At 37.9% G+C, this 22,765-nt stretch carries 39 protein-coding genes; 35 read left to right on the forward strand and 4 right to left on the reverse strand.

What is annotated here, in order from left to right:
* The first annotated feature begins 74 nt into the window (after window positions 1-74).
* From DWZ61_RS04600 to DWZ61_RS04610, 3 genes are all read left to right on the forward strand, one after another.
* Complete coding sequence (locus DWZ61_RS04600; RefSeq protein ID WP_118537583.1) at window positions 75-593, forward strand: RNase A-like domain-containing protein; 519 nt, start codon at window positions 75-77, stop codon at window positions 591-593.
* 271 nt (window positions 594-864) lie between these two features.
* Entirely contained in the window at window positions 865-1,137 is a 273-nt protein-coding gene (locus DWZ61_RS04605; protein ID WP_118537584.1) for a hypothetical protein, read from the forward strand.
* 20 nt (window positions 1,138-1,157) lie between these two features.
* On the forward strand, window positions 1,158-1,346 hold the full coding sequence (locus DWZ61_RS04610; protein ID WP_118537585.1) for a hypothetical protein: 189 nt from the start codon (window positions 1,158-1,160) through the stop codon (window positions 1,344-1,346).
* A gap of 247 nt (window positions 1,347-1,593) precedes the next feature.
* Here DWZ61_RS04610 and DWZ61_RS04615 read toward each other — a convergent pair whose 3' ends face one another.
* Together DWZ61_RS04615 and tnpA are read right to left on the reverse strand one after the other, a co-directional pair.
* Window positions 1,594-3,060: a hypothetical protein gene (locus DWZ61_RS04615; RefSeq protein WP_118537586.1), complete on the reverse strand. Its 1,467-nt coding sequence runs from the start codon at window positions 3,058-3,060 to the stop codon at window positions 1,594-1,596.
* Entirely contained in the window at window positions 3,061-3,459 is a 399-nt protein-coding gene (gene tnpA / locus DWZ61_RS04620; RefSeq protein ID WP_118537587.1) for an IS200/IS605 family transposase, read from the reverse strand.
* 195 nt (window positions 3,460-3,654) lie between these two features.
* Here tnpA and DWZ61_RS04625 point away from each other — a divergent pair, with 195 nt between their 5' ends.
* From DWZ61_RS04625 to DWZ61_RS04715, 20 genes are all read left to right on the forward strand, one after another.
* Window positions 3,655-3,888, forward strand: a complete 234-nt coding sequence (locus DWZ61_RS04625) for a hypothetical protein (RefSeq protein ID WP_118537588.1) — start codon at window positions 3,655-3,657, stop codon at window positions 3,886-3,888.
* 15 nt (window positions 3,889-3,903) lie between these two features.
* Window positions 3,904-4,449 carry a DUF1848 family protein gene (locus DWZ61_RS04630; RefSeq protein ID WP_182426988.1) on the forward strand — a complete coding sequence of 182 codons (546 nt, stop codon included), beginning with the start codon at window positions 3,904-3,906 and terminating at the stop codon, window positions 4,447-4,449.
* Between the two features lie 88 nt (window positions 4,450-4,537).
* Window positions 4,538-4,690 (forward strand): hypothetical protein, encoded by a 153-nt coding sequence (locus tag DWZ61_RS19615; RefSeq protein WP_182426992.1) that lies wholly within the window; start codon window positions 4,538-4,540, stop codon window positions 4,688-4,690.
* 96 nt (window positions 4,691-4,786) lie between these two features.
* Window positions 4,787-5,287 (forward strand): hypothetical protein, encoded by a 501-nt coding sequence (locus DWZ61_RS04635; RefSeq protein WP_147354675.1) that lies wholly within the window; start codon window positions 4,787-4,789, stop codon window positions 5,285-5,287.
* Between the two features lie 38 nt (window positions 5,288-5,325).
* Window positions 5,326-5,547, forward strand: a complete 222-nt coding sequence (locus DWZ61_RS04640) for a hypothetical protein (RefSeq protein WP_118537591.1) — start codon at window positions 5,326-5,328, stop codon at window positions 5,545-5,547.
* Window positions 5,548-5,636: 89 nt separating this feature from the next.
* A complete protein-coding gene (locus tag DWZ61_RS04645) occupies window positions 5,637-6,707 on the forward strand; it encodes a DHHA1 domain-containing protein (protein WP_118537592.1) in 1,071 nt (356 codons plus the stop codon).
* Between the two features lie 185 nt (window positions 6,708-6,892).
* A complete protein-coding gene (locus DWZ61_RS04650) occupies window positions 6,893-7,186 on the forward strand; it encodes a hypothetical protein (RefSeq protein WP_118537593.1) in 294 nt (97 codons plus the stop codon).
* A 262-nt stretch (window positions 7,187-7,448) separates the two neighbouring features.
* Window positions 7,449-7,697 carry a hypothetical protein gene (locus tag DWZ61_RS04655; protein WP_118537594.1) on the forward strand — a complete coding sequence of 83 codons (249 nt, stop codon included), beginning with the start codon at window positions 7,449-7,451 and terminating at the stop codon, window positions 7,695-7,697.
* On the forward strand, window positions 7,697-8,227 hold the full coding sequence (locus DWZ61_RS04660; protein ID WP_118537595.1) for a hypothetical protein: 531 nt from the start codon (window positions 7,697-7,699) through the stop codon (window positions 8,225-8,227). Before DWZ61_RS04655 ends, DWZ61_RS04660 begins: the two co-directional genes overlap by 1 nt.
* Window positions 8,228-8,281: 54 nt before the next feature.
* On the forward strand, window positions 8,282-8,698 hold the full coding sequence (locus DWZ61_RS04665) for a hypothetical protein (RefSeq protein WP_118537596.1): 417 nt from the start codon (window positions 8,282-8,284) through the stop codon (window positions 8,696-8,698).
* A gap of 194 nt (window positions 8,699-8,892) precedes the next feature.
* Window positions 8,893-9,084 carry a hypothetical protein gene (locus DWZ61_RS04670; RefSeq protein ID WP_118537597.1) on the forward strand — a complete coding sequence of 64 codons (192 nt, stop codon included), beginning with the start codon at window positions 8,893-8,895 and terminating at the stop codon, window positions 9,082-9,084.
* A 100-nt stretch (window positions 9,085-9,184) separates the two neighbouring features.
* Window positions 9,185-9,619: a cell division protein FtsL gene (locus tag DWZ61_RS04675; protein WP_118537598.1), complete on the forward strand. Its 435-nt coding sequence runs from the start codon at window positions 9,185-9,187 to the stop codon at window positions 9,617-9,619.
* Between the two features lie 122 nt (window positions 9,620-9,741).
* The gene (locus DWZ61_RS04680; protein ID WP_118537599.1) at window positions 9,742-10,905 is read left to right on the forward strand and encodes a hypothetical protein; all 1,164 of its coding nucleotides are present in this window, start codon (window positions 9,742-9,744) and stop codon (window positions 10,903-10,905) included.
* Between the two features lie 195 nt (window positions 10,906-11,100).
* Window positions 11,101-11,322, forward strand: coding sequence for a hypothetical protein (locus tag DWZ61_RS04685; protein ID WP_118537600.1), 222 nt, complete (start codon window positions 11,101-11,103; stop codon window positions 11,320-11,322).
* A gap of 1 nt (window position 11,323) precedes the next feature.
* Window positions 11,324-11,536, forward strand: a complete 213-nt coding sequence (locus DWZ61_RS04690; RefSeq protein ID WP_118537601.1) for a hypothetical protein — start codon at window positions 11,324-11,326, stop codon at window positions 11,534-11,536.
* A gap of 315 nt (window positions 11,537-11,851) precedes the next feature.
* Entirely contained in the window at window positions 11,852-12,316 is a 465-nt protein-coding gene (locus DWZ61_RS04695; protein WP_118537602.1) for a JAB domain-containing protein, read from the forward strand.
* Window positions 12,317-12,341: 25 nt separating this feature from the next.
* Window positions 12,342-12,593: a DUF3841 domain-containing protein gene (locus DWZ61_RS04700; protein WP_243026353.1), complete on the forward strand. Its 252-nt coding sequence runs from the start codon at window positions 12,342-12,344 to the stop codon at window positions 12,591-12,593.
* A 98-nt stretch (window positions 12,594-12,691) separates the two neighbouring features.
* Window positions 12,692-13,303, forward strand: a complete 612-nt coding sequence (locus DWZ61_RS04705) for a hypothetical protein (protein ID WP_118537604.1) — start codon at window positions 12,692-12,694, stop codon at window positions 13,301-13,303.
* A 101-nt stretch (window positions 13,304-13,404) separates the two neighbouring features.
* Window positions 13,405-14,682, forward strand: a complete 1,278-nt coding sequence (locus DWZ61_RS04710; RefSeq protein ID WP_118537605.1) for an IS110 family transposase — start codon at window positions 13,405-13,407, stop codon at window positions 14,680-14,682.
* Window positions 14,683-15,098: 416 nt separating this feature from the next.
* The gene (locus DWZ61_RS04715) at window positions 15,099-15,332 is read left to right on the forward strand and encodes a hypothetical protein (protein ID WP_118537606.1); all 234 of its coding nucleotides are present in this window, start codon (window positions 15,099-15,101) and stop codon (window positions 15,330-15,332) included.
* Window positions 15,333-15,628: 296 nt separating this feature from the next.
* Here the strand turns inward: DWZ61_RS04715 and DWZ61_RS04720 are convergent, their stop codons facing one another.
* A complete protein-coding gene (locus DWZ61_RS04720) occupies window positions 15,629-17,095 on the reverse strand; it encodes a transposase (RefSeq protein ID WP_118537607.1) in 1,467 nt (488 codons plus the stop codon).
* Between the two features lie 266 nt (window positions 17,096-17,361).
* Between DWZ61_RS04720 and DWZ61_RS04725 the strand changes: the two genes are divergently transcribed.
* From DWZ61_RS04725 to DWZ61_RS04745, 5 genes are all read left to right on the forward strand, one after another.
* Window positions 17,362-18,213, forward strand: coding sequence for an RNase A-like domain-containing protein (locus DWZ61_RS04725; RefSeq protein WP_118537608.1), 852 nt, complete (start codon window positions 17,362-17,364; stop codon window positions 18,211-18,213).
* 73 nt (window positions 18,214-18,286) lie between these two features.
* Complete coding sequence (locus DWZ61_RS04730) at window positions 18,287-18,583, forward strand: hypothetical protein (RefSeq protein WP_118537609.1); 297 nt, start codon at window positions 18,287-18,289, stop codon at window positions 18,581-18,583.
* On the forward strand, window positions 18,583-18,891 hold the full coding sequence (locus DWZ61_RS04735; protein ID WP_118537610.1) for a hypothetical protein: 309 nt from the start codon (window positions 18,583-18,585) through the stop codon (window positions 18,889-18,891). Before DWZ61_RS04730 ends, DWZ61_RS04735 begins: the two co-directional genes overlap by 1 nt.
* A complete protein-coding gene (locus DWZ61_RS04740; RefSeq protein WP_118537611.1) occupies window positions 18,884-19,162 on the forward strand; it encodes a hypothetical protein in 279 nt (92 codons plus the stop codon). The genes DWZ61_RS04735 and DWZ61_RS04740 overlap by 8 nt, the downstream gene beginning before the upstream one ends.
* Before the next feature lie 169 nt (window positions 19,163-19,331).
* A complete protein-coding gene (locus DWZ61_RS04745; protein WP_118537612.1) occupies window positions 19,332-19,559 on the forward strand; it encodes a hypothetical protein in 228 nt (75 codons plus the stop codon).
* A 30-nt stretch (window positions 19,560-19,589) separates the two neighbouring features.
* Here DWZ61_RS04745 and DWZ61_RS04750 read toward each other — a convergent pair whose 3' ends face one another.
* Window positions 19,590-19,865, reverse strand: a complete 276-nt coding sequence (locus DWZ61_RS04750) for a hypothetical protein (protein ID WP_118537613.1) — start codon at window positions 19,863-19,865, stop codon at window positions 19,590-19,592.
* Between the two features lie 114 nt (window positions 19,866-19,979).
* Between DWZ61_RS04750 and DWZ61_RS04755 the strand changes: the two genes are divergently transcribed.
* From DWZ61_RS04755 to DWZ61_RS04780, 7 genes are all read left to right on the forward strand, one after another.
* Entirely contained in the window at window positions 19,980-20,255 is a 276-nt protein-coding gene (locus DWZ61_RS04755) for a hypothetical protein (protein ID WP_118537614.1), read from the forward strand.
* 59 nt (window positions 20,256-20,314) lie between these two features.
* Entirely contained in the window at window positions 20,315-20,551 is a 237-nt protein-coding gene (locus tag DWZ61_RS04760) for a hypothetical protein (RefSeq protein WP_118537615.1), read from the forward strand.
* Between the two features lie 206 nt (window positions 20,552-20,757).
* A complete protein-coding gene (locus DWZ61_RS04765) occupies window positions 20,758-20,955 on the forward strand; it encodes a hypothetical protein (RefSeq protein WP_118537616.1) in 198 nt (65 codons plus the stop codon).
* A gap of 60 nt (window positions 20,956-21,015) precedes the next feature.
* Window positions 21,016-21,183, forward strand: coding sequence for a hypothetical protein (locus tag DWZ61_RS19620; protein ID WP_182426994.1), 168 nt, complete (start codon window positions 21,016-21,018; stop codon window positions 21,181-21,183).
* Window positions 21,184-21,219: 36 nt separating this feature from the next.
* Window positions 21,220-21,804: a hypothetical protein gene (locus DWZ61_RS04770; protein ID WP_118537617.1), complete on the forward strand. Its 585-nt coding sequence runs from the start codon at window positions 21,220-21,222 to the stop codon at window positions 21,802-21,804.
* 32 nt (window positions 21,805-21,836) lie between these two features.
* Window positions 21,837-22,133 carry a hypothetical protein gene (locus DWZ61_RS04775; protein WP_147354676.1) on the forward strand — a complete coding sequence of 99 codons (297 nt, stop codon included), beginning with the start codon at window positions 21,837-21,839 and terminating at the stop codon, window positions 22,131-22,133.
* 17 nt (window positions 22,134-22,150) lie between these two features.
* Window positions 22,151-22,558, forward strand: a complete 408-nt coding sequence (locus tag DWZ61_RS04780) for a hypothetical protein (RefSeq protein WP_118537619.1) — start codon at window positions 22,151-22,153, stop codon at window positions 22,556-22,558.
* Window positions 22,559-22,765: the final 207 nt, after the last annotated feature.

The raw sequence follows: 22,765 nt of genomic DNA on the forward strand, positions 1-22,765 counted from the left end.
ATTTCAATTTGTAGGCTGATGCGATTATGCATCAGCCTTTTTTTGTTGCCCACAGAGGGTAGAAAGGACATACGATGTATAATATCGAAAAAGAAATTCAAGAAATACTTGACCCATTAATTTTTAATGCATCTCACGAATTGAAAGGCCATTGTTTATTTGAGCATGTTATTTCGGACCGAGACTTGTTATTAAAACTCAAATGGATGAGAAAAGCACAAGGTAACGAAATTGTTTTAGCAAGCAGATTCTTTTCGGCAGAGCAGGCAAGAAAAGCTATCTATATGCTTCTTAATAAAAACAAAATGGCAATAGAACAGTGGAGAAAGACACTCGATGTTCCATATTTGGAGATACAAGGAAATTTTCGAGAAGCTGTTGGAGAAGGTATCGCAAAGAATACCGATTTTAGCAATAAAATTCCATTACATAGGCTCAGAGTGGTTTTAGTAAAAGGAGATAGCATTGGTCGCGCGTTTTATATTAAAACGGCATATCCAACAAATTCTATCACTGATAACGATGTAATTTATGAAGCCATGGATGATTGGAAGAAAAAGGAAACAAAATTAAAAAGGTCGCGGAAATCGTGATCTTTTTTCTTGCATAATAATTATATCAAAGATAGATGGAGGAATATGGTATGGATAAATATAAAATTATTAACACATGTCTTGTAGCAATTATTGTTGTTGAAACTGCAATTATTTTCAGCCCAGTGTTAACAAAAGGAATCGAATTTATTTTAGGAGTGAATTAATAAGCAGAGAAAGTGATATATGTCATACAATGCTTTTGAAAGAAATTTTGAACGGGTAGTTAATATGGCTGAATTATGGATAATTCAGATTCAGGAGGAAATAAATGAACAAAACACGAAGAAAGAGAATCGACGAAATTATTCTTCAGGCAGAAGCGTTGCAGCTTAGCATCGATGAATTGAAAGAGGAAATTGAGGCTATCAAGGATGAGGAAGAAGAGTACATGGATAATATTCCGGAAAATCTTCAGGGATCCGAGAAATATGCCGCTGCGGAAGAAGCAGTAAATAATCTTGAAGAGGCTATCGATTGGCTGGAAGAAATTTGCACAGATGAACTTACTGGCCTGTTAAGCGAAGCAAAAGTAGAAAATTAGTATATATGGAGGTTTAGATCATGACCAAAATTAATAAAAATGTAGCTATTGTTGTTATTGCAGTACTTAGTTTAATTATCAGTGTATGGGTAATGAGCAGCATTAATGCAGCATTTGGAACCAGTGTAACTACTGCATATGTATTTATCGCCTGGATGATGGTGAATGCGGGACTCATTGGATATGATAAAGTTGTCGGTTTGCAGTAAAATATAATTATAATCAGCAATGTCTGACAGCTCTGCACAGTCTAAAGACTGGCAGGTTCCAAATACTTAACAGCATCACTTAACGACTCTTACATGAATCCGGTTTTCTGATCATTATGATCAGGGGACCGGATTTCTTTATGCAGAACCATGTCTGTTATAGCTGTGGTACACTGACTGGATTTTCGCCGCAAACACTCCGATGAGTGCTTTACGCGGCCGGATCCTGTCGAACCCGTTTGTATGATCAACAGTTGCATTTATAGCGTTCGTAGCTCCGGAGACCGAAGCTCGAAGGATATTTCTTATTCTCTGCAAGAAATATATCCATGCAGGCATCATGTGTTATCAGGAACATAGGGAAGGTGTCGATACATTTCTGTCTGTCGGCAGCCGTACCGGTATCGTTGCTGTTCTTTAGCAGGAACGCCGAATACAGATCTCTCTGTACGTAGTGACTGCCAATGAAACTTCCCCGGCAGGAAAGCTTCTTCCGGACGTAGTCATCCGTTACATGATTGTACTGGCTGGCACGGAAGCTTACGGTATCGATCTTAATTAACTCCCCGCCGCTAGAAGCAAGCCGGCTTTCCAGAATTTTTAGGAATGCCGCCGGTGCGTGGTTGCCTATGGACTTTCCGAACCGCTTCCTGCTCCGGAACCGGCCATCGGCTTTCTTCGTGGCAGACTTCGATCTCCGTGCAAGACCATGGAAAAACATCTTTTCCACGTACACGGTATCTGCCTTCGAGGCAATTTCATTCGCAAGCCGGTGGTGGCTGGCATTTACCGCATCGGCATTCCGGCGCTCCAGAGACTTCTTACGAAACTGAAGTCTCTTGTAATGCTTCGAACGGATCCATTTCTGTGCACCCTTACGGACAGTGCCATCTGGAAGGAAGTTGCCGGGATTTGTGGCACACATGCTCCGGTCCATGGCTCTCTGTATCCGCCTGATCTGCGAGGAACAGTCTTTTGCATCGGAACCGAGCACTGTCAACAGACAGGAATCCTCGGTCACGACAGCCGCCGTGGAAGTTCCGATATCCAGCCCGGCAGTCCCGTGACCAGCCGAATGCTTCACCGGAGGTCTTCCTTCCAGGATCAGCTGTAAATAGTAGTGGTATTTCGTACCCATAGGTTTCCTCCGGATACGGCAGTACTTTACGTGGGATCTCAAAGCCTCCCGGTCATAATCCGTCCGGATCTGCGGCTGGATCACCTGCCAATGCCAATGAAGCCGGCCGTCCTTAAACCGCATGCCAGAAGTATTGGATTTGCCTTCCAGGGAATCAAAATCATCGTATTTCCTGAAATGAATACATTTTCCATTATCAAACAGATACTTCTCTACAGAACGCCATACGGAAGAAGCAATCTTCTGGGCTGTCATGGAATCAATGTACTTCTGATACCGGTGCTGCTGCACGGAAATATACGCATGCAGCTGGTATTCACTGAGCCCATAACCTCGGCGGATATTGGCAAGCCCCTGATTGATGCGGTTCTTATCTTTCTTGGAAAGATTATCTTTTCTGCGGGTTGCAAGTAGTTCACGATACTCCGGATCAAGTATCAACTTCCGAAGCTGTTTCCTGCAGTGTCGCACAAGGACGTTATAGATCTGCTGTCCACACCAGAAAACATGCGCAAGCCACTGATCCTGCTCAGGAGAAGTATTCAGTTTTAATGTCAAAACGTATGATTCCGTCAATTACTTTCCTTTCTGGGATTCAATATACTGCTTTACGGTTTCAAGAGATACGCTGCCGACCGTGGCAATAAATGCGCTTCGCGTCCATAGGCACGGAATGCGTTTTCTGATGGATGGAAATTCTCGGATCAGTTTATAGGAACTGTCTCTTTTAAGATCCGTGACACATTGCATAATGCCGTAGCGTGGATTACAGCTGATCAGTAGATGGACATGGTCCGGCATAACTTCCATTTCCATAATTTCAAACTGGTGGGATTTAGCAGTTTCGAGAAATATTTCTTTTGTGCGCACATCAATGCCATCTACAAATATCTTGCGACGGTATTTGGGACAAAAGATTACATGGTATCTGCATAGATAAACTAAATGTTCTGATGTATTATATTCGTTTTTCATAATAGAATTATAGCAAATTTTCTATTGTTTTGCAATAAAAAAGAAAACGTATTCATCCTCACAGTCTAAAGACGGGAGGCTTTCTGCTATGGTACTTGTAAAGGAGAAAATGAAAGCTTCCGGTATTATGCCGGAAACTTTTTATATTTATAATCTGTCATATTAAATATATCAATGAAGAAAGAAGGAGAAAATATGCTTATAGGAATTACAGAAAGAGGAGATGCCGGAGTCGATTTTTCTTGGGAAGATCCCATCAGAAATCACGAAGTCGATGCTGCTGTTCTTATCACAAAATGTATTACACAAAAATTCTTGGAAAAAGTACTGAAACTTCATCAGGAAGGTTATAAAATTATCGTCCATGCTACATGTACGGGATATGGCGGAACAGAACTGGAACCCAATGTTCCTAATTTTACAACCTAGCTCACAATGATAAAAATGTTGCTCGATGACGGATTCCCAGCAGAACAAATTGTTCTTCGCATTGATCCTATTTTTCCAACAGTTAATGGTATGCGGGCGGTCCGCTGTGTATTATTTGGAAGAGATCCGAGAATCCAAAGATGCAGAATCTCAATTTTAGATGAGTATCCTCATGTAAAAGAACGTTTTCGTAACCATGGATGGACACCCATTTATGGAAATTCATTTCAGGCAAGTGATGAACAATTAAAATATGTAGCGGAACAATTAAAAGAATGTGAGGAATTATTTGGCTTTAATGGACTTACTTTTGAGACATGCGCAGAATCAAAACTTGTTAAAATCGCAAAAGAAATCGGATGCGGTTCATTTATAGAAGAAAGAGGCTGCATATCCGAAAAGGATTTGGAAATTCTAGGTTTTGACAAAACTATGATTCAGGATATGAAAGAAAATCCACAGAATCGAAAAGGATGTCATTGTTTATCATGTAAAAAGGAATTGTTGTCTTACAAACATCCGTGCACTAATGGGTGTGTGTATTGCTACTGGAAAAATTAGATTGAAACTCCCGGATATTATACCGGGAGTTTTTATAGTTAATAATCTGACATATTAATATTATCAAAGAAAAAAGGAGAGAATTAATATGGAAAAGCAAAGATATGTTAAAACAAATATAGGAGATATTCCTTTAGAGGACTATCTTGATATTGAAAGCAGGAAATATGGTTTCGAAGACTATGCAGATTTAAAAAGTAACGGATTGAGCCTTGAAATGCCGGAAACATTTGTGAAGTAAATCACCACATCTCATAAAGGGATGTGGCTTCTGTTTATACACTAATCTTTAGACTAGGGATGTTTAAACAAAATAAAAAAAGGAAGGTAATATAATTTGAAAAATACGATGAACCAAAATACTGAATATGAAGTCAAGAAAAAACAAATAAAGGAGTTATTGAACGAATTCGATGTTTATATGCATAATGTCTGTTATACATCGACAGATGAACATGTTTCGCTTTATGAACATTGGCGTGAACTTATAAGCAGTATTGATGATGTACTAAACTATACACCAGAACAATTATGCGATATGTATAAAAGAACAGCCAGACTGGAAAATAATACTGTAATTAATAATTTACAACCAATGACACCATATAGAATAACAAAGGAAAGTTCCGACCACACTTTTTCAGTAGATGATGTTATTTGGATTTCTGAGAATGGAGATATTAATAGTATTCATGGAAGTGGTTGGATTACGCCCTCTGAATATCAAAAGGAAAGCTTGGATTTTGAATGTGTAGAAGCCCCTGATTATGAAGTACTTAAATATGGAAATAGCGAAGTGTGTCAAATAAAAGAAGTGGAGAAAGATTTTGATGATTAACATAACCATGTATTTGTGACATAAAAGGAGACAAATAAATGAATAGTATTACTGCAGAAGTATTAAAACAAACCTTATTTGATAAAGGATTGGAATCTATCCAAGATTTTTTGGGATATGAAATCGATCCAAAAGAAAATAAAGACGTTATTGATCGTAGGATGGATGAAGCTTTAGACCAGATATCAGAAGCAGAATTTGATGAATTTTGTAGAAAATATGGAGTATATGAAGAAGAATGGAAGGAAATTTGGATGTAATGTGAAAGGAGAGTAATGGACACCCAGGGCTGTGCTTAACCGCACTCCTCCCACGACTAAAGTCACGGGTGTCCGTGTTAAGCGAATTTATGAAAACAAGAAAAGAACTTTTTGAAAAGCTTAGGAAAATAAAAGAAACAGATCGTGTTTTACTGCTTACACATGATGACATGGACGGAGCCGGAGCTGAAATTGTATTAAAAGCATTGCTTCCAGAAGGGCAGGTGTCTGTTAGGCACTTTGATAACGGGAGCATGAGCCAGCAGATATATAAAATCTTACTGGATGATATTGTAGATAAATACGACATGGTTATTGCATGCGATATTTCTACAAGCGAATATGATTCAGAATTTATTAACTCTTTGGCTAATATTGAAAAATTTATCATGCTGGATCATCACCTCACAAGCTTGTATATTAATCAGTATGAGTGGGGTGTAAGTTGTTCGGAAAAGCCTCATGATTCGTTTTTAAACTGGTTTTATCAAAATGCTGCAAAAAATTCTGTTAAACATTCTTCAGGGACATCTTTGCTGCTTGATTATATGGAATATTGTAATTTTAAGCTTGATGTATATTCCAGAAATGTTTTGCATCAGATTGCATGTTTTATTTCTGCGTATGATACAAGGGATTGGAAAACGTGTTTAAGTGGAAAGCAAATATTCAATGACTATAATTTACTATTTTCTGCATACGGTAACGATGAATTCGTTAAAAGTATGCTGAGCAAAATTGCAGATTATCGTAGTAATGAATGGAATGATTTTGATAAGAGGCTTCTTGCAATTGAAAAAAAGAAAAGAGCCGAACATGTAAGGCGTATAGCGACCAATATACGCTTTGGTTTTTGGGATATTCCGTATAATACTTCTGAGATAAAAGAATATAGCATTGCATATATTGAAGAGTCTAAATATATTTTCGATATCTTCGATTACATGAGGGAAACTTATCCAGAAATTGATTTGTTTATTATCAATTATGGAACCGGTATTTCTATCCGTAGTGATAAGGAAAATATTAACGTAGGCAAGATTGTAAAAACATTTGGTGGAGGCGGCCATAAAGGCGCCGGCGGTTTTAAACTCTCAAAAGAAAAAATCCAGGATTGCATTGAGGAAAGCACAGGAACAAAATTCTTTTTTCAGAATTAGTGTGTTTTTCGAAAAAATCTGTCATATTAATAATGAAATAGTACTCTATTTCTAATTCCCCCAACAACATTTGTACTCGAAAACGGCGTTGTTTTTTAGCAGCGTCGTTTTTGCTTATAATAAATTTAAAACGATTTTCTGTCATAATATTTTTATATAAATGAGAATAGGAGAAAAATAAGGAAATGCTTAACAAGTTTAAATTACACGATAAAGTATTTGTATCCAATCTGGATCTGGAATATGAAAAGAAATTCGGTCGTCAGCGTTATCATAAAAGTTTCTTCGGTGAAGTAACTGAATTGTTAACGAAAAAGGGAATTGCTTACGCAACTGTAAAATTTCCTGGAACGCCCAATGGTGTAGAGCAGGAATGGGTTTATACGGAAAGTGAGCTTTCTTTGGCTTCTGATTTGAATAATATGACATTGAAGGAAGTTAAGGAAAAGTACGGGGTAGAGATATTTGCAGAACTCTAATATGTATAATATTGCAAATACTTTATATCTGCCTTTTGTCGAAAGAATGCGATATAATACTTCGGTTAATTCGTTAAATAAAGATGTTATAATCCAGAAAACAAACAACGGATATGATGCAGAAATCAAAAATTTGGATCTCAGCTTTCTTAATTGTTCATAAAAAATAATCCGTCGTATCCTTATGAAACGGCGGATTTCTTTTGTCATTTTCTGACATATTAAAAATATCAAAAGATAAATGGAGAAAGGAAGGATATTTATGAAATTATACTGGGTTTCCCTTTTAATACAAGATAGCGAAAACAGCCAGCCGTGGTTATGTGCTATGACAGACAGCTGTATCAGGATGAAAGAAGCTATGGATACCGTAAATAAGGGGCGTGAAAATTATCGGGTACTCTCCGCATGGATTGATACATTTGATGAAGATAATAAAAAGACAACTGTGTTCCACGAATGCTATGTAGATGCAATCGGTAAGGTACATGAACCGGAAAGGAGTAAATAATGTATCTAGGAATTACAAAATTGGCTGAGTTAATTGTGCTTGTCGCGAAAAATGTTTCTGAAAAATCATGGTGTACACAGATGAATATAGGACCAATTCTCGGCATTAAAGAAACGGATAATTTTTTTGGCGAAATTAATGTGATGGATGATAGTGGTTATCGGTATATTGTAATAGGTAATACAAAGAATAATCTTACTGTTATAAGGGGTCGAAAAACGAAAAAAGAAGATCATATGTGCTATATGTTTTTGTACTGGGAAAACTGTGAATATCAGAACAATAAGGAAATATGGAAATATGAATGTTTCCCAGAACAAAATGAAATAGCGAAGCGTTTACAAAAAGTCTATGAATGTATTCCTTTAATTTCAATGGATAAACATAACAGTGATAGCGATGAATTCTGGTATGAAATTAGAAATCAAAAATCACTCGAATATTTATCAAAAGTAGTCAAAAAATATGCCGATGTTATTGCGGCCGATGAAAGATCAGCAGAAGAAATATTTGCGGATAGGCCATATTAGTATACAGTTGTAAATATTTGCGTTAGCTAATTTATAGGAGGATTGAGTCAATTTATGAATATTCAAAATATTTCTAAAACAGATAAAAAAGTTGTAGTTGAGTTAAATTCAGATGATTTAGTTAATATTTGCAATGCCTTATATGCAACATATGACAGATATAAGAAAAATCCAAGATTTTTGCAGCTTTATAGTGATTTAATGATGGCCAGAGATTTATGCCAGTATGGTCATTTGGATGATTTTAGTCTTCAAAGCATTGTAAAATGCCGTAATAGCTCCGAACAAGGATTAGACGGGGTATTATCTGACGATGACATTGATACCTTCAATTCCTATCTGGAGAATAACGATATTCCTGCGGCATTTGGTAATTCTGACTGGTGTGCCGTCTATAAGAAAATCGTTGGTGATCATGGAAAATTTCGGGCCGGAGAAAAAATAAAAAACTGGATGGCCAGAGAGGAATAGAACAATGACTAAAGAAGAATTATTAAGACTAATCGAATCAAGTGTAAATGACATTTTTTTTGAAATATCAGCAGGCTAACAACATTAAAAGTGGTAATATTACGCCGCTTCAGTCTTTAAGATTGGATGATCTTCAGGAAAATCTAGCAGATCTTATTATCGAAGTCGGAAATAATTAAAAATGGAGGAAAATTATGAAACGTACACCGGAAGAAATTAAGAATCAGACAGAAGCGTGGTTGGATGAGATATGGCAAATCGCCAATATGGATAACGCAAGACCTCAGGATATGAGTTATTACGATGGAGCTATAGAAGCTCTTGTGTTTGCAGGATATGATTGGGAACGAGACGCACAGGGCAAGCACACGTTATACATGTTTTAAACAAAAAGGATCATACACATTTGTGTATGGTTCTTTCTTTTTATCTGTCATAATAATATAAAATAGCACCTATTATTTTATTTGACAGCAAGGTGGTTTTATGACACAGAAGAAAAGACATTCGCCGTACATGCAAGACAACATGGCACATTCCCTTCAGGAAGAATTAAATTCGCAGCCACATATTCCTTCAGCGGCTACACGACATAACCAGGATAAAGCAAAACACATGAATATAGGCTATGTTGTGTTTCTTACTTTTGCTTTACTTTTATGCGCAGTTATACTAATTAACTATATCCATTTACAAGCTTCCGTAATTTCACATATCAATGAAATCACCAGATTAGAAACAGAATTAAATACTTTAAAACGGAGCAATGATGAAGAAAAGAACCGCTTGGAAAGCAATATAGATTTAGAATATATTCGACAAATAGCAATAGGAGAACTCGGTATGGTTTACGCAAATGAAGACCAAATTATTTTATACAAAACACAGATGCATGATTCGATGCGAAAAAATACTGATTAAAAAGGATAAACAGAATGCACAAAAATTCATGATGTTAATTAGTAGTTTTTCATATATGGAATATAAAAAATAAATGTTATTCTATCAGTGGATCTGCAAAAAACAAACAAGGGAGAAACTCAATGAAAAACAATTCAAAGAAGAAAATGCATTTATTTACTATAGTAAGCGCCATGGTATTTATGCTTGCAACAGTTTTGACCGGCTGCGGGAGCAAAACGACCATTAATTTAAATGATTATCTCAAAACAAATGTATCAGGATATGATGGATATGGTTATGCTACCGTAACAGTTGACTGGAATCGGCTCGAAAGTGATTATGCTGATAAAATAGAATATACAAAAGCCGGAAAGGAAAATATGGGAGTCATTGGTGAAGCCATGGAACCTTATGAGCTCCTTTATGATAGCGTTTCTGTTTCTGCGGAAAACAGGATAAGCCTTTCTAATGGAGATGAAGTCGCATATACTTGGGAGGTCCCAGAGGAAATATCTAAGTATCTTACCGTCAATATCAAATACGAAGATGGAACTTTTAAAGCTGAAGGTTTAGCAGAAGCAGAGAAGGTAGATATATTTGCTGATTTAGATGTTTCTTTTGAAGGAAGTTCTCCAAAAGCATCTCTAGTAGCTGTTTATAATGGATCATATTTAAGTGCTACTGACTTTACCGTTGAAGGGAATACTGAAAATCTCAAAAATGGTGATGAAATCACCATAAAAATTAATGAGGATGCCATCCAGAGCTGCGCAGCAAATTATGGGATAGTTCCTGCAGAAACAGAAAAGAAATATACTGTCGATGGATTAGATACACTGATCACAAAATTGAATGAAATAGATAATGCAGCGCTGGAACAATTTCAAACAGAAGCGGCAGATGTTTACGATGCCACGAAAAATGATAATTATTATGGTGAAACAACTGTTGAGGGCATGGAATATCTCGGAAGTTGTCTGCTAGTAAAAAAGACGGATAAAGATACGGCAGATAATGGACTGATTATGGTATATAAAGTCCAGCTTAAAGATACCTATTCTACATTTAGCCAGACAACAGACTATTACTGGTGTGTAGATTATTATAGTCTGGTTCAGAGATCGGATGGAACGTTATCTTATAATAAAGATTTGATCGGCACCCCTAAGAACTGGATCACTGTAAACTCTGATACAGCATTCTGGAATCACTTTGGTTATGCAACGTTGAATGAATTGTATGATAACGAAGTTGCAAAATATGCAGACGATTATGACATCGAATCTAATTTGATTATGGAATAATTTAAATGATAAGAAAGCATCGTTTTCGATGCTTTTTTATTTGCAACAAATTATTGTATTTCTATATTTGCCGCAGGCATAAATTTAAAGATAAATTTGCGAAAAAGCCCTGGAAAAATAAGTATAGGTTTCCATACATTTATATATTATTTTTCTGACATATTATATACATCAGAGAAAAATGGAGGAGAAGAAATGCTTGTAGGAGATCTTATATATAACGATAATTTTAATTTAACTGCAGATTATGCCATTTATAATTGCGCAGAAGGAAAATTTTGGTATCAAGAAAGGCCTGTCTTTAATTCCAAAACCGATAGAGGAAAACCTAAAGACAAAATATTAGATTTGGAAATCAAATATATCACCGTACAAAATAACGTAATTATCATTGAAGCAAAAAAGAGAGGAAATTAAAATGAAAGATTATTTGGTAACAGTTACAGAGATATATACTCATACATATCACGTAAGAGCAAATTCAGCAGAAGAAGCAGAAGATATTGTAGCTGATAATTCGGATGGCTGTAATGTATATGAGGATTATAATGAATCAACATATAATGCTCGGAAAGCAAACGGAGAAGATCTTTCTCTTTATGAAACCGTCGAAAATCCTGATAAAGAATAGGAAAGTGCTGTCAATAACCCATCACTGAAGTGACGGACTTGTAAAAGCCTGATATTGACCGGAGAATCCGGAATACCGCCGCTTACACCACGCATACGAATTTTTTCTGGATTCGTCCAATAAGGCGCTTGCCGGAATATACTCCGTCACATTTGCCGCACAGGTTGATGTTCTTGTAGAAGCGAATTCCCCGAAAGAGGCAAGAGAAAAAGCGGAAAAATGTTTGGTGCATACGATGAGACCACGAACTTCCACTGCACATATTTGTCGGACATTATAAACATTACTAACAAAGACGAAAATGAGGTATAACACATGAGAATTACAAGATATACTACTGAATTAACCGACGATAAGATTACCGCTGTAGTAAAGGAAAATAGCAGCAATTACGAGATTAGTAACCTGAATTGCCCGGAAAATATCGTCCGGATGATGAACGATGTTTTTCACGCAGGCAGGAAGGCGGAAGAATACGTTTGGCTGATCGCTGCGAACACCAAAATGAAGCCGATTGGTCTTTTTGAGTTGACCCATGGATCCGTCAATGCTTCCCAGTTGGGATCGCGCGAAGTGTTCGTCCGTTTATGTCTCTTAGGCGCCTCCTCCTTCGTGGTGGTTCATAATCATCCCTCAGGCGACCCGTCTCCGAGCAGAGACGACAACGCTACAACAAAACGTCTGAAAAGTGCGGCGGATATCATGGGAATTCCGCTTGTGGATCATATTATCATCGGCGATTCTGCGTTTTATTCATATGCGGAACATAATTTTTCATGACGCATATCTCTGGATTGCCGCTGAGATGGACAAACGAAATATTCCGCATCCGGATGGTTTGAAACTTCCTTTGTTGGCCTGGCATACGAGAGACTGGAAACATAAGAAACCGGATCTCAGAACGACGGGACTTGGAACTCCAGGAAAAAGATACGCCTGTATCGAATTTGATATTGATGATAAGAACGCTCTTTTGTCAGATTACAACAGCTGGCATTATGTTCTGAACCATATCTGGTTTGATAACAGCTATTCCGAAATAGAACAGGAAGTGTAAGGGGCATGGTAAAACTGGGTTACTGGAGTGAAAAACGCAATAAAGTTAAAAGCGGTAACTGGATCTATTTGCAGCCGTAGAAAAGGAGAAAAACAATTATGTTAACTTATTACAGTGGAGTAATTTCTGTAGATAGAAAATATACAAAACAGTTAGTGGAAGCATTCAATGCAATGACTTCCCTGAGAGAAACGTGCGAGGAAGAAGTTCTCAATTCAAACACTGACGGAAAGGCTGCTATTTATTTAGAATACGAGGAGGGCGGTGATAATACCACAGAACTCGTAAACATGGCAAACAAGTTCATTTCTGAAGGCATTAACATAGAGATGAATGTTCACTACACAAATGAGAACGGAGTTGGATTGCTCCTGATCGAAGACGGTCAGGCAGTTGATCTGTGCGACAGCGAGTGTAGCATCAGGGACTTTTCCGATGAAGAGCTGCTAAGAGAACTGAAGAGACGTGGAATCGATTTGATCGATAAGAAAAATGTTATTGATATACTCAAGACGGCGCAGATCGTTACAGCGAAGACAAATGGTTTTATTGACGGATTCGTAAGCCAGATCTGGGTGATCAATGACCTGCTGAGAAAAGTTATTGAAAAACTCGGGGGAGAAGCCTACAAAGTAGAGCAGGACGGATCCATCGAATATGACGATTCTGAAAACGAGAAGATCAAGGAATTCAAGGAGCATTCCTGTTAAGTAACAAATAACCGGTTTGCAAAAAATGAGTGCCACCCATAGAATAATGATTGTTAACTTGGCGGTTAATAAGAATCATTGTTCAAAGGAGACACCCACAAATGAATTATAAGCAGAATGAAAAAATCAATCAAGTAAAAGAATCAACTTTGGTAGTTGGAATCGATATCGGAAGCACGACACAGTACGCCAGGGCATTTGACTGGAGAGGCATTGAGCTTGGGAAAGTCTTTCCGTTCAGCAACAGCAGAGAAGGATTTGAATCTTTCAAAGCATGGATGCAGCATTTACAGGACAAGTATAAGAAGCTGGATGCAATCGTAGGTATCGAGCCGACAGGTCATTACTGGTTTGACCTTGGCGCTTATCTTGAGGATGAGGGCATCCTCCTGGTTATGGTTAACCCTTATGCGGTAAAGCAGACCAAGGAACTGGATGACAACAGCCAAAGCAAGAATGACAGGAAGGATCCGAAGGTGATCGCAAAGCTGGTTACCGAGGGCCGGTATTCTGCACCGTATACACCGGATGGTGTGTATGCTGATTTAAGAATTATGGTGGCCAATCGTAAGAGACTCATCAGGGAGATGACCCAGATCAAAAACAGATTTGCCAGATGGTTCGCAATATATTTCCCCGAGTACACAGATGTGTTTGGGGACTATGAAGCACAGAGCAGTATGCTGCTTCTAAAGAAAGTTTGTACTCCGGAAGCAATCGTGGAACTGGGAGCCGAGAAAATCAATCAAATCTGGCGTGATGCAAAGCTTAGGGCTGTGGGAATGAAAAGGGCAACGACCCTGTGTGAGACAGCAAAACGCAGCATCGGCTTAAAGAAAGGCTCTTCGGCTGCCCAGTATGAAATGAAACTGTTGCTCGAGGATTACGAATACAAAAAGGCACAGCTGGATGCCGTTATGGAGGAAATAGAAAAGCTGTGCAGGAAGATACCCGAAAGCGAGCAGATGCTTGCCATCAAAGGTATAGGAGTAATCACGGTAGCCGGATTTCTGGCAGAAGTGGGTGATGTGAGGCGTTTCGAATCACCCAGACAGATACAAAAGCTGGCAGGACTCTCATTATGGGAGAACAGCTCTGGAAAGCACAAAGGACAGACGACCATAAGCAAAAGAGGTCGGAGTAAGCTGCGGGCAGTACTGTTCAATGCAGCAATTCCGCTGATAGCGAAGAACCCAGAGTTTAAGTCATTGCATGAGTATTACACGACAAGAGCGAACAATCCACTCAAGAAGAAACAATCCGTGATTGCCATCAGCTGTAAGCTGATAAGAGTCTTTTATGCCATCCTGGCAAATGGAGTGACCTACGATTCGCAGAAGCTGCTTTCAGATATTCACAGGCAGCCGCAGGTAGCATAAGAAGAACAACTGTGAGATTCAGGAGACGTCCGCCGTAAGGCGCTGAAAGGAACAGAAGAATTTCATAAACATAGAGAGCCAAGTCAGATTTATTTCCATCAGAGCAGAGACTCAGCGAAGGAGCATCATGACGCCCCTTTATGGATAAGCAGAACGAAGGAATTAAGGACCCAGAAGTAAAGGAGATCCTGTATGACATGGGAGGTTAGGCTGCCGTAAGGAGTTGGGGAAAGAAAGGCCGATCATAGCAGAATAAGACGACGTCTTGTTTTGTGTACCCTAAACATCCGAATATCCATGATTTATGGCCAAGGGGAATGACATAGACTTAGAAGCAATCTCTATGAAAAAATGAAAATGTGAGAAAAAGCGAGTTAACAAGAGAAAAACAAAGATTATTATGGGAGGAAAAATAAATGAAAATGTTTGTTTATGTAATTGATTCTGACATCCGCGGTATCGTATCAGCAGTGGATCAGGAAGAGGCTGCAAAGAAGGTTATGAACGCTTATATCGATCACGGCGGACCGGAATTTAATCCGGAATGCGTGAATATCAAGATCATTCCTTTCGAAGAAAATTCGAAATTTGAGGATCATCCGGATGTTACCGAACTGCCGGAAATTTTCCAGGGAATTGCCTGGGTATAAGGAGAAAATCGGAATGAGTAGAGAAGAATTAAGCGAGCTGCTGGATGCCCGCGACAAATTATGCGGATTCTCTGACAGCTCTGCACAGTCTAAAGACTGGCAGGTTCCGGGTACATAACAGCATCACTTGACAATTCTTACAACGGATCCGGTTTCTGATCTTTACGGTCAGGAAGCGGATCTTTTTTTTTGCAGAACAGTGTTTGTTATAGCTGCCGTACCTTAACCGGAATTTCGCCGCAAGCACTCCGACGAGTGCTTCACGCAGCCGGATCCTGTCGAACCCGTTTACATGATTAACAGTTACGTTTATGGTATTTGTAGCTCCGGAGACCGAAGCTCGAAGGATATTTCTTGTTCTCTGCAAGGAGCGCGTCCATGCAGGCGTTATGTGTTATCAGGAACATGGGGAAGGTGTCGATGCACTTCTGTCTGTCGGCAGCCGTGCCGGTGTCGTTACTGTTCTTTAGCAGGAACGCCGAATACAGGTCTCTCTGTACATAACGGCTGCCAACAAAACTTCCCCGGCAGGAAAGCTTCTTTCGGACGTAGTCATCCGTTACATGATTGTACTGGCTGGCACGGAAGCTTACGGTATCGATCTTAATTAACTCCCCGCCGCTAGAAGCAAGCCGGCTTTCCAGAATTTTTAGGAATGCCGCCGGTGCGTGGTTGCCTATGGACTTTCCGAACCGCTTCCTGCTCCGGAACCGGCCATCGGCTTTCTTCGTGGCAGACTTCGATCTCCGTGCAAGACCATGGAAAAACATCTTTTCCACGTACGCGGTATCTGCCTTCGAGGCAATTTCATTCGCAAGCCGGTGGTGGCCGGTATTTATCGCATCGGCATGCCGGCGTTCCATGGACTTCTTGCGGAACTGAAGCTTCCTGTAGTGCTTCGAACGAATCCACTTCCTTGCGCCCTTGCGGACAGTGCGGTCCGGCAGATAAGGGGGCGGATTCGTGATGCGTCTGCTCCGGTCCATGGCTCTCTGAGTCCGCCTGATTTGCGCAGAATGATCTTTTGCATCGGAACTGAGTACCGTCAGTTTACAGGAATCCTTGGTCACGATAGCCGCGGTAGAGATCCCGATATCCAGTCCGGCGGTTCCATGACCGACCGGATGCTTTACCGGGGGCTTTCCTTCCAGAACCAGCTGCAAGTAGTAGTGGTATTTCGTACCCACGGGCTTCCTCTGGATACGGCAGTACTTTACACGGGATTTCAGAGCTTTCCGGTCATAATCCGTCCGGATCTGCGGCTGGATCACCTGCCCACGCCAATGAAGCCGGCCGTCTTTAAACCGCATGCCGGAAGTATTTTTCTTACCCTCCATGCTTTCAAATTCATCGTATTTCCTGAAATGAATGCATTTCCCGTTATCAAACAGATACTTCTCTACAGAACGCCATACGGAAGAAGCGATCTTCTGGGCTACATCAGAGTCAATGGATTTCTTGTATCTGTGCTGCTGTACGGAAACATATGCGTGCAGTTGATATTCACTAAGTCCATAACCTATGCGGATATCTGCGAGTTCCTGATTGATGCGGTTCTTGTCAGCTTTCGATAAACCGGACTCCTTCCTCGCAACCAGAAGATCTCGATACTCCGGATCCTGTATTAACTTCCGGAGCTGCTTCTTGCAGTGCCGCACGAGAACGTTATAGATCTGCTGTCCACACCAGAAAGTGTGGCTCAGCCATACATCCTGTTCAGGAGAAGTATTCAGTTTTAGCGTCAAAACATATGATTCTGTCATAAATACTCCTTATATAAGTATTATGACAGATTATGTGTTCCGTGCAGATTTCTGCACAGAAAGACGCATTCCTCCTCACAGTCTGAAGACGGGAGGCTTCCTGCTATGGTATTTGTGAAAAGTGCCAGGTTACGGCATTGATCGATGACGCATACGCGGAATGCGATGAATATGAAACGTAGCGGAACAGCAGTCTCAAAGGCTGCTGTTTTGTGTATTTCTCATGTATTTATCTTTCATATTAATGAATATGGGAGGTAATTGTTATGGATAGAGACACAATTAGGCGAATGGACCCGGAATTATATCAGGAAAAGCTTGAAGAAGCAGTTATGGATGATGTATCCTGTATTTTAAATGTTAATAAAGGACATTCTTCCACATTACATACAGATATATCGATAGATGATATGATTACTAGAATGGTCAAAGAAGAGAAACAGGCTGTTTCCAGTTTTTACGATGCGGAAACATTAGTTAGTACACTACAGGATGCGATATATTACAAAGCGAAAGAAATCTCAAACTGGATCACATCAGAAAAGATAGATTTCAAAGAACCCCAAAATTATCATACACTGGCGTTTACATTAGATATGGGAGACGATCCGGTAGGACACGGAATAACGATTGATGGAAGAGAACTGGCTACAACAATGACGACGGTTGTTCTTCAAAGAGATTTTTCTGACGAATCGCCATTTGGATTTTTCGTTAAAACGGCATACGTAGATATTTTTCACGAACGTGCCGAAGAAACTGGATTAAGAGTCAATATTCCGGATTTTATTCAGAACAAAATGCCGTTCACATCAAATATCGAAAAAACTTATCATTGTTTAAAACATGAATATCCCGATAAGAAGATATGGCTGCAAAATAATAAAGGAAATTCTGAAATTAAAATTTCAGAAGATAATGGCGATAACAAATACATTGCTTACATAAGCGAACTGGGAACAAAAATCAAAAAGGCTGAAATTGATCATATACGAACAGCAAGTTCTTTGGAATGTTATCTTGAATGCCCCAAATTGACCGAAATGCTGACTTATGCAGATAATGTAACACATAACAGAAATATAACACAAAGTAAGAAGCAGGATATAACACATTAGTTTCTGTGCAGAATTTTGACTGTCGTTAATATTTGTATTATAATTGATTCATCAAATGAATAAGGAGGCAGAAATGTATAATCCACAAATTGTATATTCTGAAAAAGAAGAAGTTACCGTTGTTCCGGGAGTAATTTTAAATAAACTGATTCCTTTTATGGAAGAAAATAAAATTGAATATAGAACGGTTCCCCAAAGTGAATTCGAAGACGGCTGGCCCGGTGGGTGCGTATACCGCGGCAGACCTAGAATCAATGGTGTCGCCGCCGTAGTAGCAAAAGTCGATACTGAATGCCTGCATAAGATCGCAGAAGACCTGCTTCATGTAAGCGCCAATGATCCTTGCTTCGGTGGGAGAAAGGTAATGTAATGTACAATCCCGAAATTACATACCGAAACGAAAAGCAGCACCTGCTTCTTCCCGGAGTAGCTCTGAATAAACTGGAGCCGTTCCTGCAAAAAAGAAAAATTGAATATAAAGTGACAAGCCCAGGAAAAGAAGATTACAACGACGAATGGGGAGCCTATTGGAAGTATGGTAAATTAAGCGGATATCGTAATACCGTGGCAGTTATATCCTACATCGACAGCGATTGTCTGCTGAGAATAGCGGAAGACTTATTGCATGTAAAAGAAACGGACCCGTGTTTTGGAGGAAGACTAATAAACAATGTATAATCCTGAAATAAAATACTGTGATGAAAAGCAGCACTTACTGCTGCCTAGTGTGGCTCTTAACAAATTAGAGCTTTTCTTGCAGAAAAGAAAAATTCCATATAGCATAACGAGTCCTGGAAAGGAAGATTATGATGATGACTGGGGAGCACAGTGGATATATCTGAGTAGATCGGGATTCAGACACACTGTTGCCGTCATTTCTAATATCGATAATAACTGTCTTTTGCACATAGCAGAAGAATTGGTTAATATTACAAAAGAAAATTTATAAGAGCCGGAAATTTCCGGCTTTTTCTATGCAGATTTTTCTATTTTTCTGAGAATGTGTTATGATAAAAATAAGAAAATATAAAAAAGTAATAGTAAAAAATACCTTGTCAGAACATGATTGGTGTGTGACAATAAAAGGAAGAAATATAAAATAAAATAGCAGGAGAAATATGGAAGAAAACATTGTATATATTGTAACGAAGGACAGTACCGATAAAACATTTGAAAAAGATGATATCATTTGGAAGTGTAATGACGGGACGATTATGCGGGCCAATAGAGCTGGATGGATAGATCCAGGGGAATGTCCATCCGAATCATTGGATTTTCAATATAGGGAAGACAAGCGTTATAAAGTTATATACGGAAGCAATTATACGGAACTATGCTGTTCATAAGGAGGGAAATATGTGTGGATAGGCATAAGATCAGCTAAAATATTTTGTCTCAATAAACCAGGCGTGCTCATGCAGGTTATACTGAATCTTAAATTGTTTCTGCTTTCCGTGATCAATTACGGTGCACAAAAAGTTGACCCAGTTGTCGCCAAATGTAGAATCAAGGACAGTATATGTTTCTATTTTGAGTTTGACCCAGTTGATCGTTACGTATAATGGCTTGATATCGCCGGTAGAAGAAAATACGGCGATAACTGGAACGCAGCGTATGTGTTTCGCATCAAAAACGGAATTAGATAAAGTCATAAGTATACCTCCTGAATAATAATATACAAACATATGTTCTAAAAGTCAATATTTTTTATATCACTTATTCTGTCATAATAGTATTATATTTATGATAAAAGGAGAAACAATATTATGAAAAACGAAAAATTTAAGAATCTTATATTAGATGCATATGAAAAATTTAAAGAAGGAAATATTGTAGGAATATTATACAGTACAGTATCAACACATTGGTTTTCTGATATGAAAGATATTGATGGTTTTGTCGAAGAATGTAATCCTGATATGCTGCATCTGAAGTCAAAGTTAACCGGAAATGAGATAGATGTATATGAAAGTGAACTTGAAAATTATAAAATCAAAGCCAGTGAAAGTACAATCTACATTAAATGTAAAAATAAAATGTAAATTGCAATAATGTATTAATTAAGTGATGAGTCTAATTTTTAAAATAGAGGTAATAAAAGATGATTAATTGGATTAGCGCAGAAATTCCACCGGAAGAATGTAAGAGTGGAAAAGAATATTTTGTTACAGTTGAATATAATGGAAGAGGTAATGTGAACGGAAGATTAACTCTTGTTATGACTTATGAAGAGAAGGGAAAAAAGAAAGTTCCTACATGGTGCTGGAATGGAAGAATAGCAGTTTGGAAAGTATTATTTTGGGCTGAATTTCCAACCCCATGTCAGGATGAAATCTAAGTTTACTACGGAAGGAGTAGTTGATATGGAACAAACTTTCTATGTCGGAATGAAAATTTGTGACTATTATGCAATTCACATAAATGACGATGGATATGAACGAAAAGAAATGGTTCAAGAAAATGAAATTGACGGATTTGTACATTGCCTAAAGTTTTTAGGGTACAAAGAGATTTAACTTTCTTGCGATATGAAAGGAGACCGCTATGAAAATATATTGTATTGAAGTAATGACTTTAGGTGGCTTATATCCTACTACTAAAATTAGTCAAGAGGCATACAATTCATATGATAAAGCCGTTAAATTTTGTGAAGGAAGAGCAGATAATCCAATAAAAATTGATGACTATACATGGAAATCAGAACAATATAAATACACTATTATTGATTTAGATGTTTTATAAAATGAACTGTAATACTAAGAAAGAATGATTTATAAGGAAGATTAGAAGAGGTGATATAAAATGAAATATTATAGAATCAAAGAAACTGGAAGAGTTCGATCAGAGGAAAGGCTTCGTATTATTTTTAATAATAATGGAGTGCCTGGAACTTTTGATGATTATATTAATAAAGGATTAGAGAACAATCAGATAGAAGAAATTCCGGAAAAGTTTATTATAAAAGACTAAATGACGATTTCATTAGCACGGAGAGTAGGTGAGTAAATGTATAAAAATATGCCAGAGTTACTAGAAGAAAGAGAAAATAATGGTTGGAAATTAGAGAAGTTTGAAATTAAACAAGGTAATTTCAGAGCAATGGTAGATGGTATTATGCCTGGAACATATATTAGATTGACACATAATGGAAAATGTGTTATGTCAGACACGGATATGGAACAACGTACAAATTTAAGATTTTGTTTAAAGGCACATGGAGATATTGTTGTTGGCGGTCTTGGAATTGGAATGATTATCATGGCAATTCAAGATAAACCAGAAGTAAAAAGTATTACTGTGATCGAAAAGAACCAAGAAGTCATTGATATGGTTGCATCACAGCTCGATTTCAACGAAAAAGTCAATATTATATGTGCAGATGTTTTTGAATGGAAACCTGAACGTGGTGTAAAATATGACATGGCATATATGGATATTTGGAATTGGATTAATGAAGATGTATACAAAAAAGAAATGCAACCATTGAAAAGAAAATATGCAAGATTTCTTAGAAGCAAAGACATAAATCCAAACAGATTTAATGAATGTTGGGCTGAATATCAGGCGAAAAACGGAAGAAGATTAGCATAATGAAAAATTGCTTTCAAGTGGAGGTAGGATATATGGCTAAGTACAAAACTGATTACAATAAATTATTAGAATCAAAAGGGTTTATCTTGAACAATTATCCCGAAGATGGTAAGTTTTGGGAGCTGGTTGTAAAAGATGACGAAGATTTAAAGCGGCATATCTGCAAGGTATTCAAAGCCGATGTAGAGTTGCTGGATAGTAATGTGGTAGATATAGACAAGGTAATCTTGCAGTGTGCCGAAGATTATAGCAGATGCGTATTTTACTACGATTGTAATCCATACAATATGGAAACAGAAGAATTTATGAGATGTGTTGAAAATATATAAAACGAGAAGGTGAACAAATGACTTTTGCTGATAAATTAAAGAAATTTGATGATAAATATTTATATACAGTATATAAAGAGTTAGTTGAATTATCAATAACGGGAGAATTCCCCGTTGATAGTCATTATTTGAAGGACTTGTTTTATCTTCATGCTAAATTAAGCGAACATGATTTTAATACGCTACATTTTAAAGTAGAACTCTTAAATGAAATTGCCAGACGTTGGACAGATGATTTGGAGAAATGTATCGATAATACATCATCAAATAATCCAAAAGAATGTTTCATGTATTTGTATCAATGTTTAGATAAGAAAGATCGAGAAAAATTGATAGATTCTTGGTTAAAAGCAGGTGGAAAAGAAACAATGCCATGGTGGCAATGGTGTATGAAAAATATTAATGTTTCCATAAAACAATTATAGGGAGATAAATATGAAATTGAAACCAAAAGCAGAAATTGTATCTCGTAATAATTATATGAGATTTGATCCTTTATATAGATGTTACTGTCCACAGTGCAATAGAATATTGAAAAGAAGTGATAGTGTATGTACTTGCGGACAGGAAATTGATTGGTCTGAATGGAGGTAAAAGTAATAATAGTATTATATTTATGATAAAAGGAGAAA

Source organism: Clostridium sp. AF34-10BH (assembly GCF_003478095.1).
Classification (GTDB): domain Bacteria; phylum Bacillota; class Clostridia; order Lachnospirales; family Lachnospiraceae; genus Acetatifactor; species Acetatifactor acetigignens.

Bases quoted from the DNA above. Each gene is read 5' to 3' on its own strand.
- tnpA (WP_118537587.1), bottom strand. From the start codon at position 3,459: ATGAAAAACGAATATAATACATCAGAACATTTAGTTTATCTATGCAGA.
- DWZ61_RS04750 (WP_118537613.1), bottom strand. From the start codon at position 19,865: ATGACTTTATCTAATTCCGTTTTTGATGCGAAACACATACGCTGCGTT.
- DWZ61_RS04650 (WP_118537593.1), top strand. From the start codon at position 6,893: ATGCTTAACAAGTTTAAATTACACGATAAAGTATTTGTATCCAATCTG.
- DWZ61_RS04740 (WP_118537611.1), top strand. From the start codon at position 18,884: ATGTATAATCCTGAAATAAAATACTGTGATGAAAAGCAGCACTTACTG.
- DWZ61_RS04605 (WP_118537584.1), top strand. From the start codon at position 865: ATGAACAAAACACGAAGAAAGAGAATCGACGAAATTATTCTTCAGGCA.
- DWZ61_RS04655 (WP_118537594.1), top strand. From the start codon at position 7,449: ATGAAATTATACTGGGTTTCCCTTTTAATACAAGATAGCGAAAACAGC.
- DWZ61_RS04715 (WP_118537606.1), top strand. From the start codon at position 15,099: ATGAAAATGTTTGTTTATGTAATTGATTCTGACATCCGCGGTATCGTA.
- DWZ61_RS19620 (WP_182426994.1), top strand. From the start codon at position 21,016: ATGAAATATTATAGAATCAAAGAAACTGGAAGAGTTCGATCAGAGGAA.
- DWZ61_RS04680 (WP_118537599.1), top strand. From the start codon at position 9,742: ATGAAAAACAATTCAAAGAAGAAAATGCATTTATTTACTATAGTAAGC.
- DWZ61_RS04660 (WP_118537595.1), top strand. From the start codon at position 7,697: ATGTATCTAGGAATTACAAAATTGGCTGAGTTAATTGTGCTTGTCGCG.
- DWZ61_RS04745 (WP_118537612.1), top strand. From the start codon at position 19,332: ATGGAAGAAAACATTGTATATATTGTAACGAAGGACAGTACCGATAAA.
- DWZ61_RS04710 (WP_118537605.1), top strand. From the start codon at position 13,405: ATGAATTATAAGCAGAATGAAAAAATCAATCAAGTAAAAGAATCAACT.
- DWZ61_RS04630 (WP_182426988.1), top strand. From the start codon at position 3,904: ATGTTGCTCGATGACGGATTCCCAGCAGAACAAATTGTTCTTCGCATT.
- DWZ61_RS04730 (WP_118537609.1), top strand. From the start codon at position 18,287: ATGTATAATCCACAAATTGTATATTCTGAAAAAGAAGAAGTTACCGTT.
- DWZ61_RS04780 (WP_118537619.1), top strand. From the start codon at position 22,151: ATGACTTTTGCTGATAAATTAAAGAAATTTGATGATAAATATTTATAT.
- DWZ61_RS04695 (WP_118537602.1), top strand. From the start codon at position 11,852: ATGAGAATTACAAGATATACTACTGAATTAACCGACGATAAGATTACC.
- DWZ61_RS04640 (WP_118537591.1), top strand. From the start codon at position 5,326: ATGAATAGTATTACTGCAGAAGTATTAAAACAAACCTTATTTGATAAA.
- DWZ61_RS04625 (WP_118537588.1), top strand. From the start codon at position 3,655: ATGCTTATAGGAATTACAGAAAGAGGAGATGCCGGAGTCGATTTTTCT.
- DWZ61_RS04765 (WP_118537616.1), top strand. From the start codon at position 20,758: ATGAAAATATATTGTATTGAAGTAATGACTTTAGGTGGCTTATATCCT.
- DWZ61_RS04735 (WP_118537610.1), top strand. From the start codon at position 18,583: ATGTACAATCCCGAAATTACATACCGAAACGAAAAGCAGCACCTGCTT.
- DWZ61_RS04665 (WP_118537596.1), top strand. From the start codon at position 8,282: ATGAATATTCAAAATATTTCTAAAACAGATAAAAAAGTTGTAGTTGAG.
- DWZ61_RS04770 (WP_118537617.1), top strand. From the start codon at position 21,220: ATGTATAAAAATATGCCAGAGTTACTAGAAGAAAGAGAAAATAATGGT.
- DWZ61_RS04720 (WP_118537607.1), bottom strand. From the start codon at position 17,095: ATGACAGAATCATATGTTTTGACGCTAAAACTGAATACTTCTCCTGAA.
- DWZ61_RS04775 (WP_147354676.1), top strand. From the start codon at position 21,837: ATGGCTAAGTACAAAACTGATTACAATAAATTATTAGAATCAAAAGGG.
- DWZ61_RS04700 (WP_243026353.1), top strand. From the start codon at position 12,342: ATGGACAAACGAAATATTCCGCATCCGGATGGTTTGAAACTTCCTTTG.
- DWZ61_RS04685 (WP_118537600.1), top strand. From the start codon at position 11,101: ATGCTTGTAGGAGATCTTATATATAACGATAATTTTAATTTAACTGCA.
- DWZ61_RS04670 (WP_118537597.1), top strand. From the start codon at position 8,893: ATGAAACGTACACCGGAAGAAATTAAGAATCAGACAGAAGCGTGGTTG.
- DWZ61_RS04705 (WP_118537604.1), top strand. From the start codon at position 12,692: ATGTTAACTTATTACAGTGGAGTAATTTCTGTAGATAGAAAATATACA.
- DWZ61_RS04760 (WP_118537615.1), top strand. From the start codon at position 20,315: ATGATTAATTGGATTAGCGCAGAAATTCCACCGGAAGAATGTAAGAGT.
- DWZ61_RS19615 (WP_182426992.1), top strand. From the start codon at position 4,538: ATGGAAAAGCAAAGATATGTTAAAACAAATATAGGAGATATTCCTTTA.
- DWZ61_RS04675 (WP_118537598.1), top strand. From the start codon at position 9,185: ATGACACAGAAGAAAAGACATTCGCCGTACATGCAAGACAACATGGCA.
- DWZ61_RS04610 (WP_118537585.1), top strand. From the start codon at position 1,158: ATGACCAAAATTAATAAAAATGTAGCTATTGTTGTTATTGCAGTACTT.
- DWZ61_RS04755 (WP_118537614.1), top strand. From the start codon at position 19,980: ATGAAAAACGAAAAATTTAAGAATCTTATATTAGATGCATATGAAAAA.
- DWZ61_RS04690 (WP_118537601.1), top strand. From the start codon at position 11,324: ATGAAAGATTATTTGGTAACAGTTACAGAGATATATACTCATACATAT.
- DWZ61_RS04645 (WP_118537592.1), top strand. From the start codon at position 5,637: ATGAAAACAAGAAAAGAACTTTTTGAAAAGCTTAGGAAAATAAAAGAA.
- DWZ61_RS04600 (WP_118537583.1), top strand. From the start codon at position 75: ATGTATAATATCGAAAAAGAAATTCAAGAAATACTTGACCCATTAATT.
- DWZ61_RS04725 (WP_118537608.1), top strand. From the start codon at position 17,362: ATGGATAGAGACACAATTAGGCGAATGGACCCGGAATTATATCAGGAA.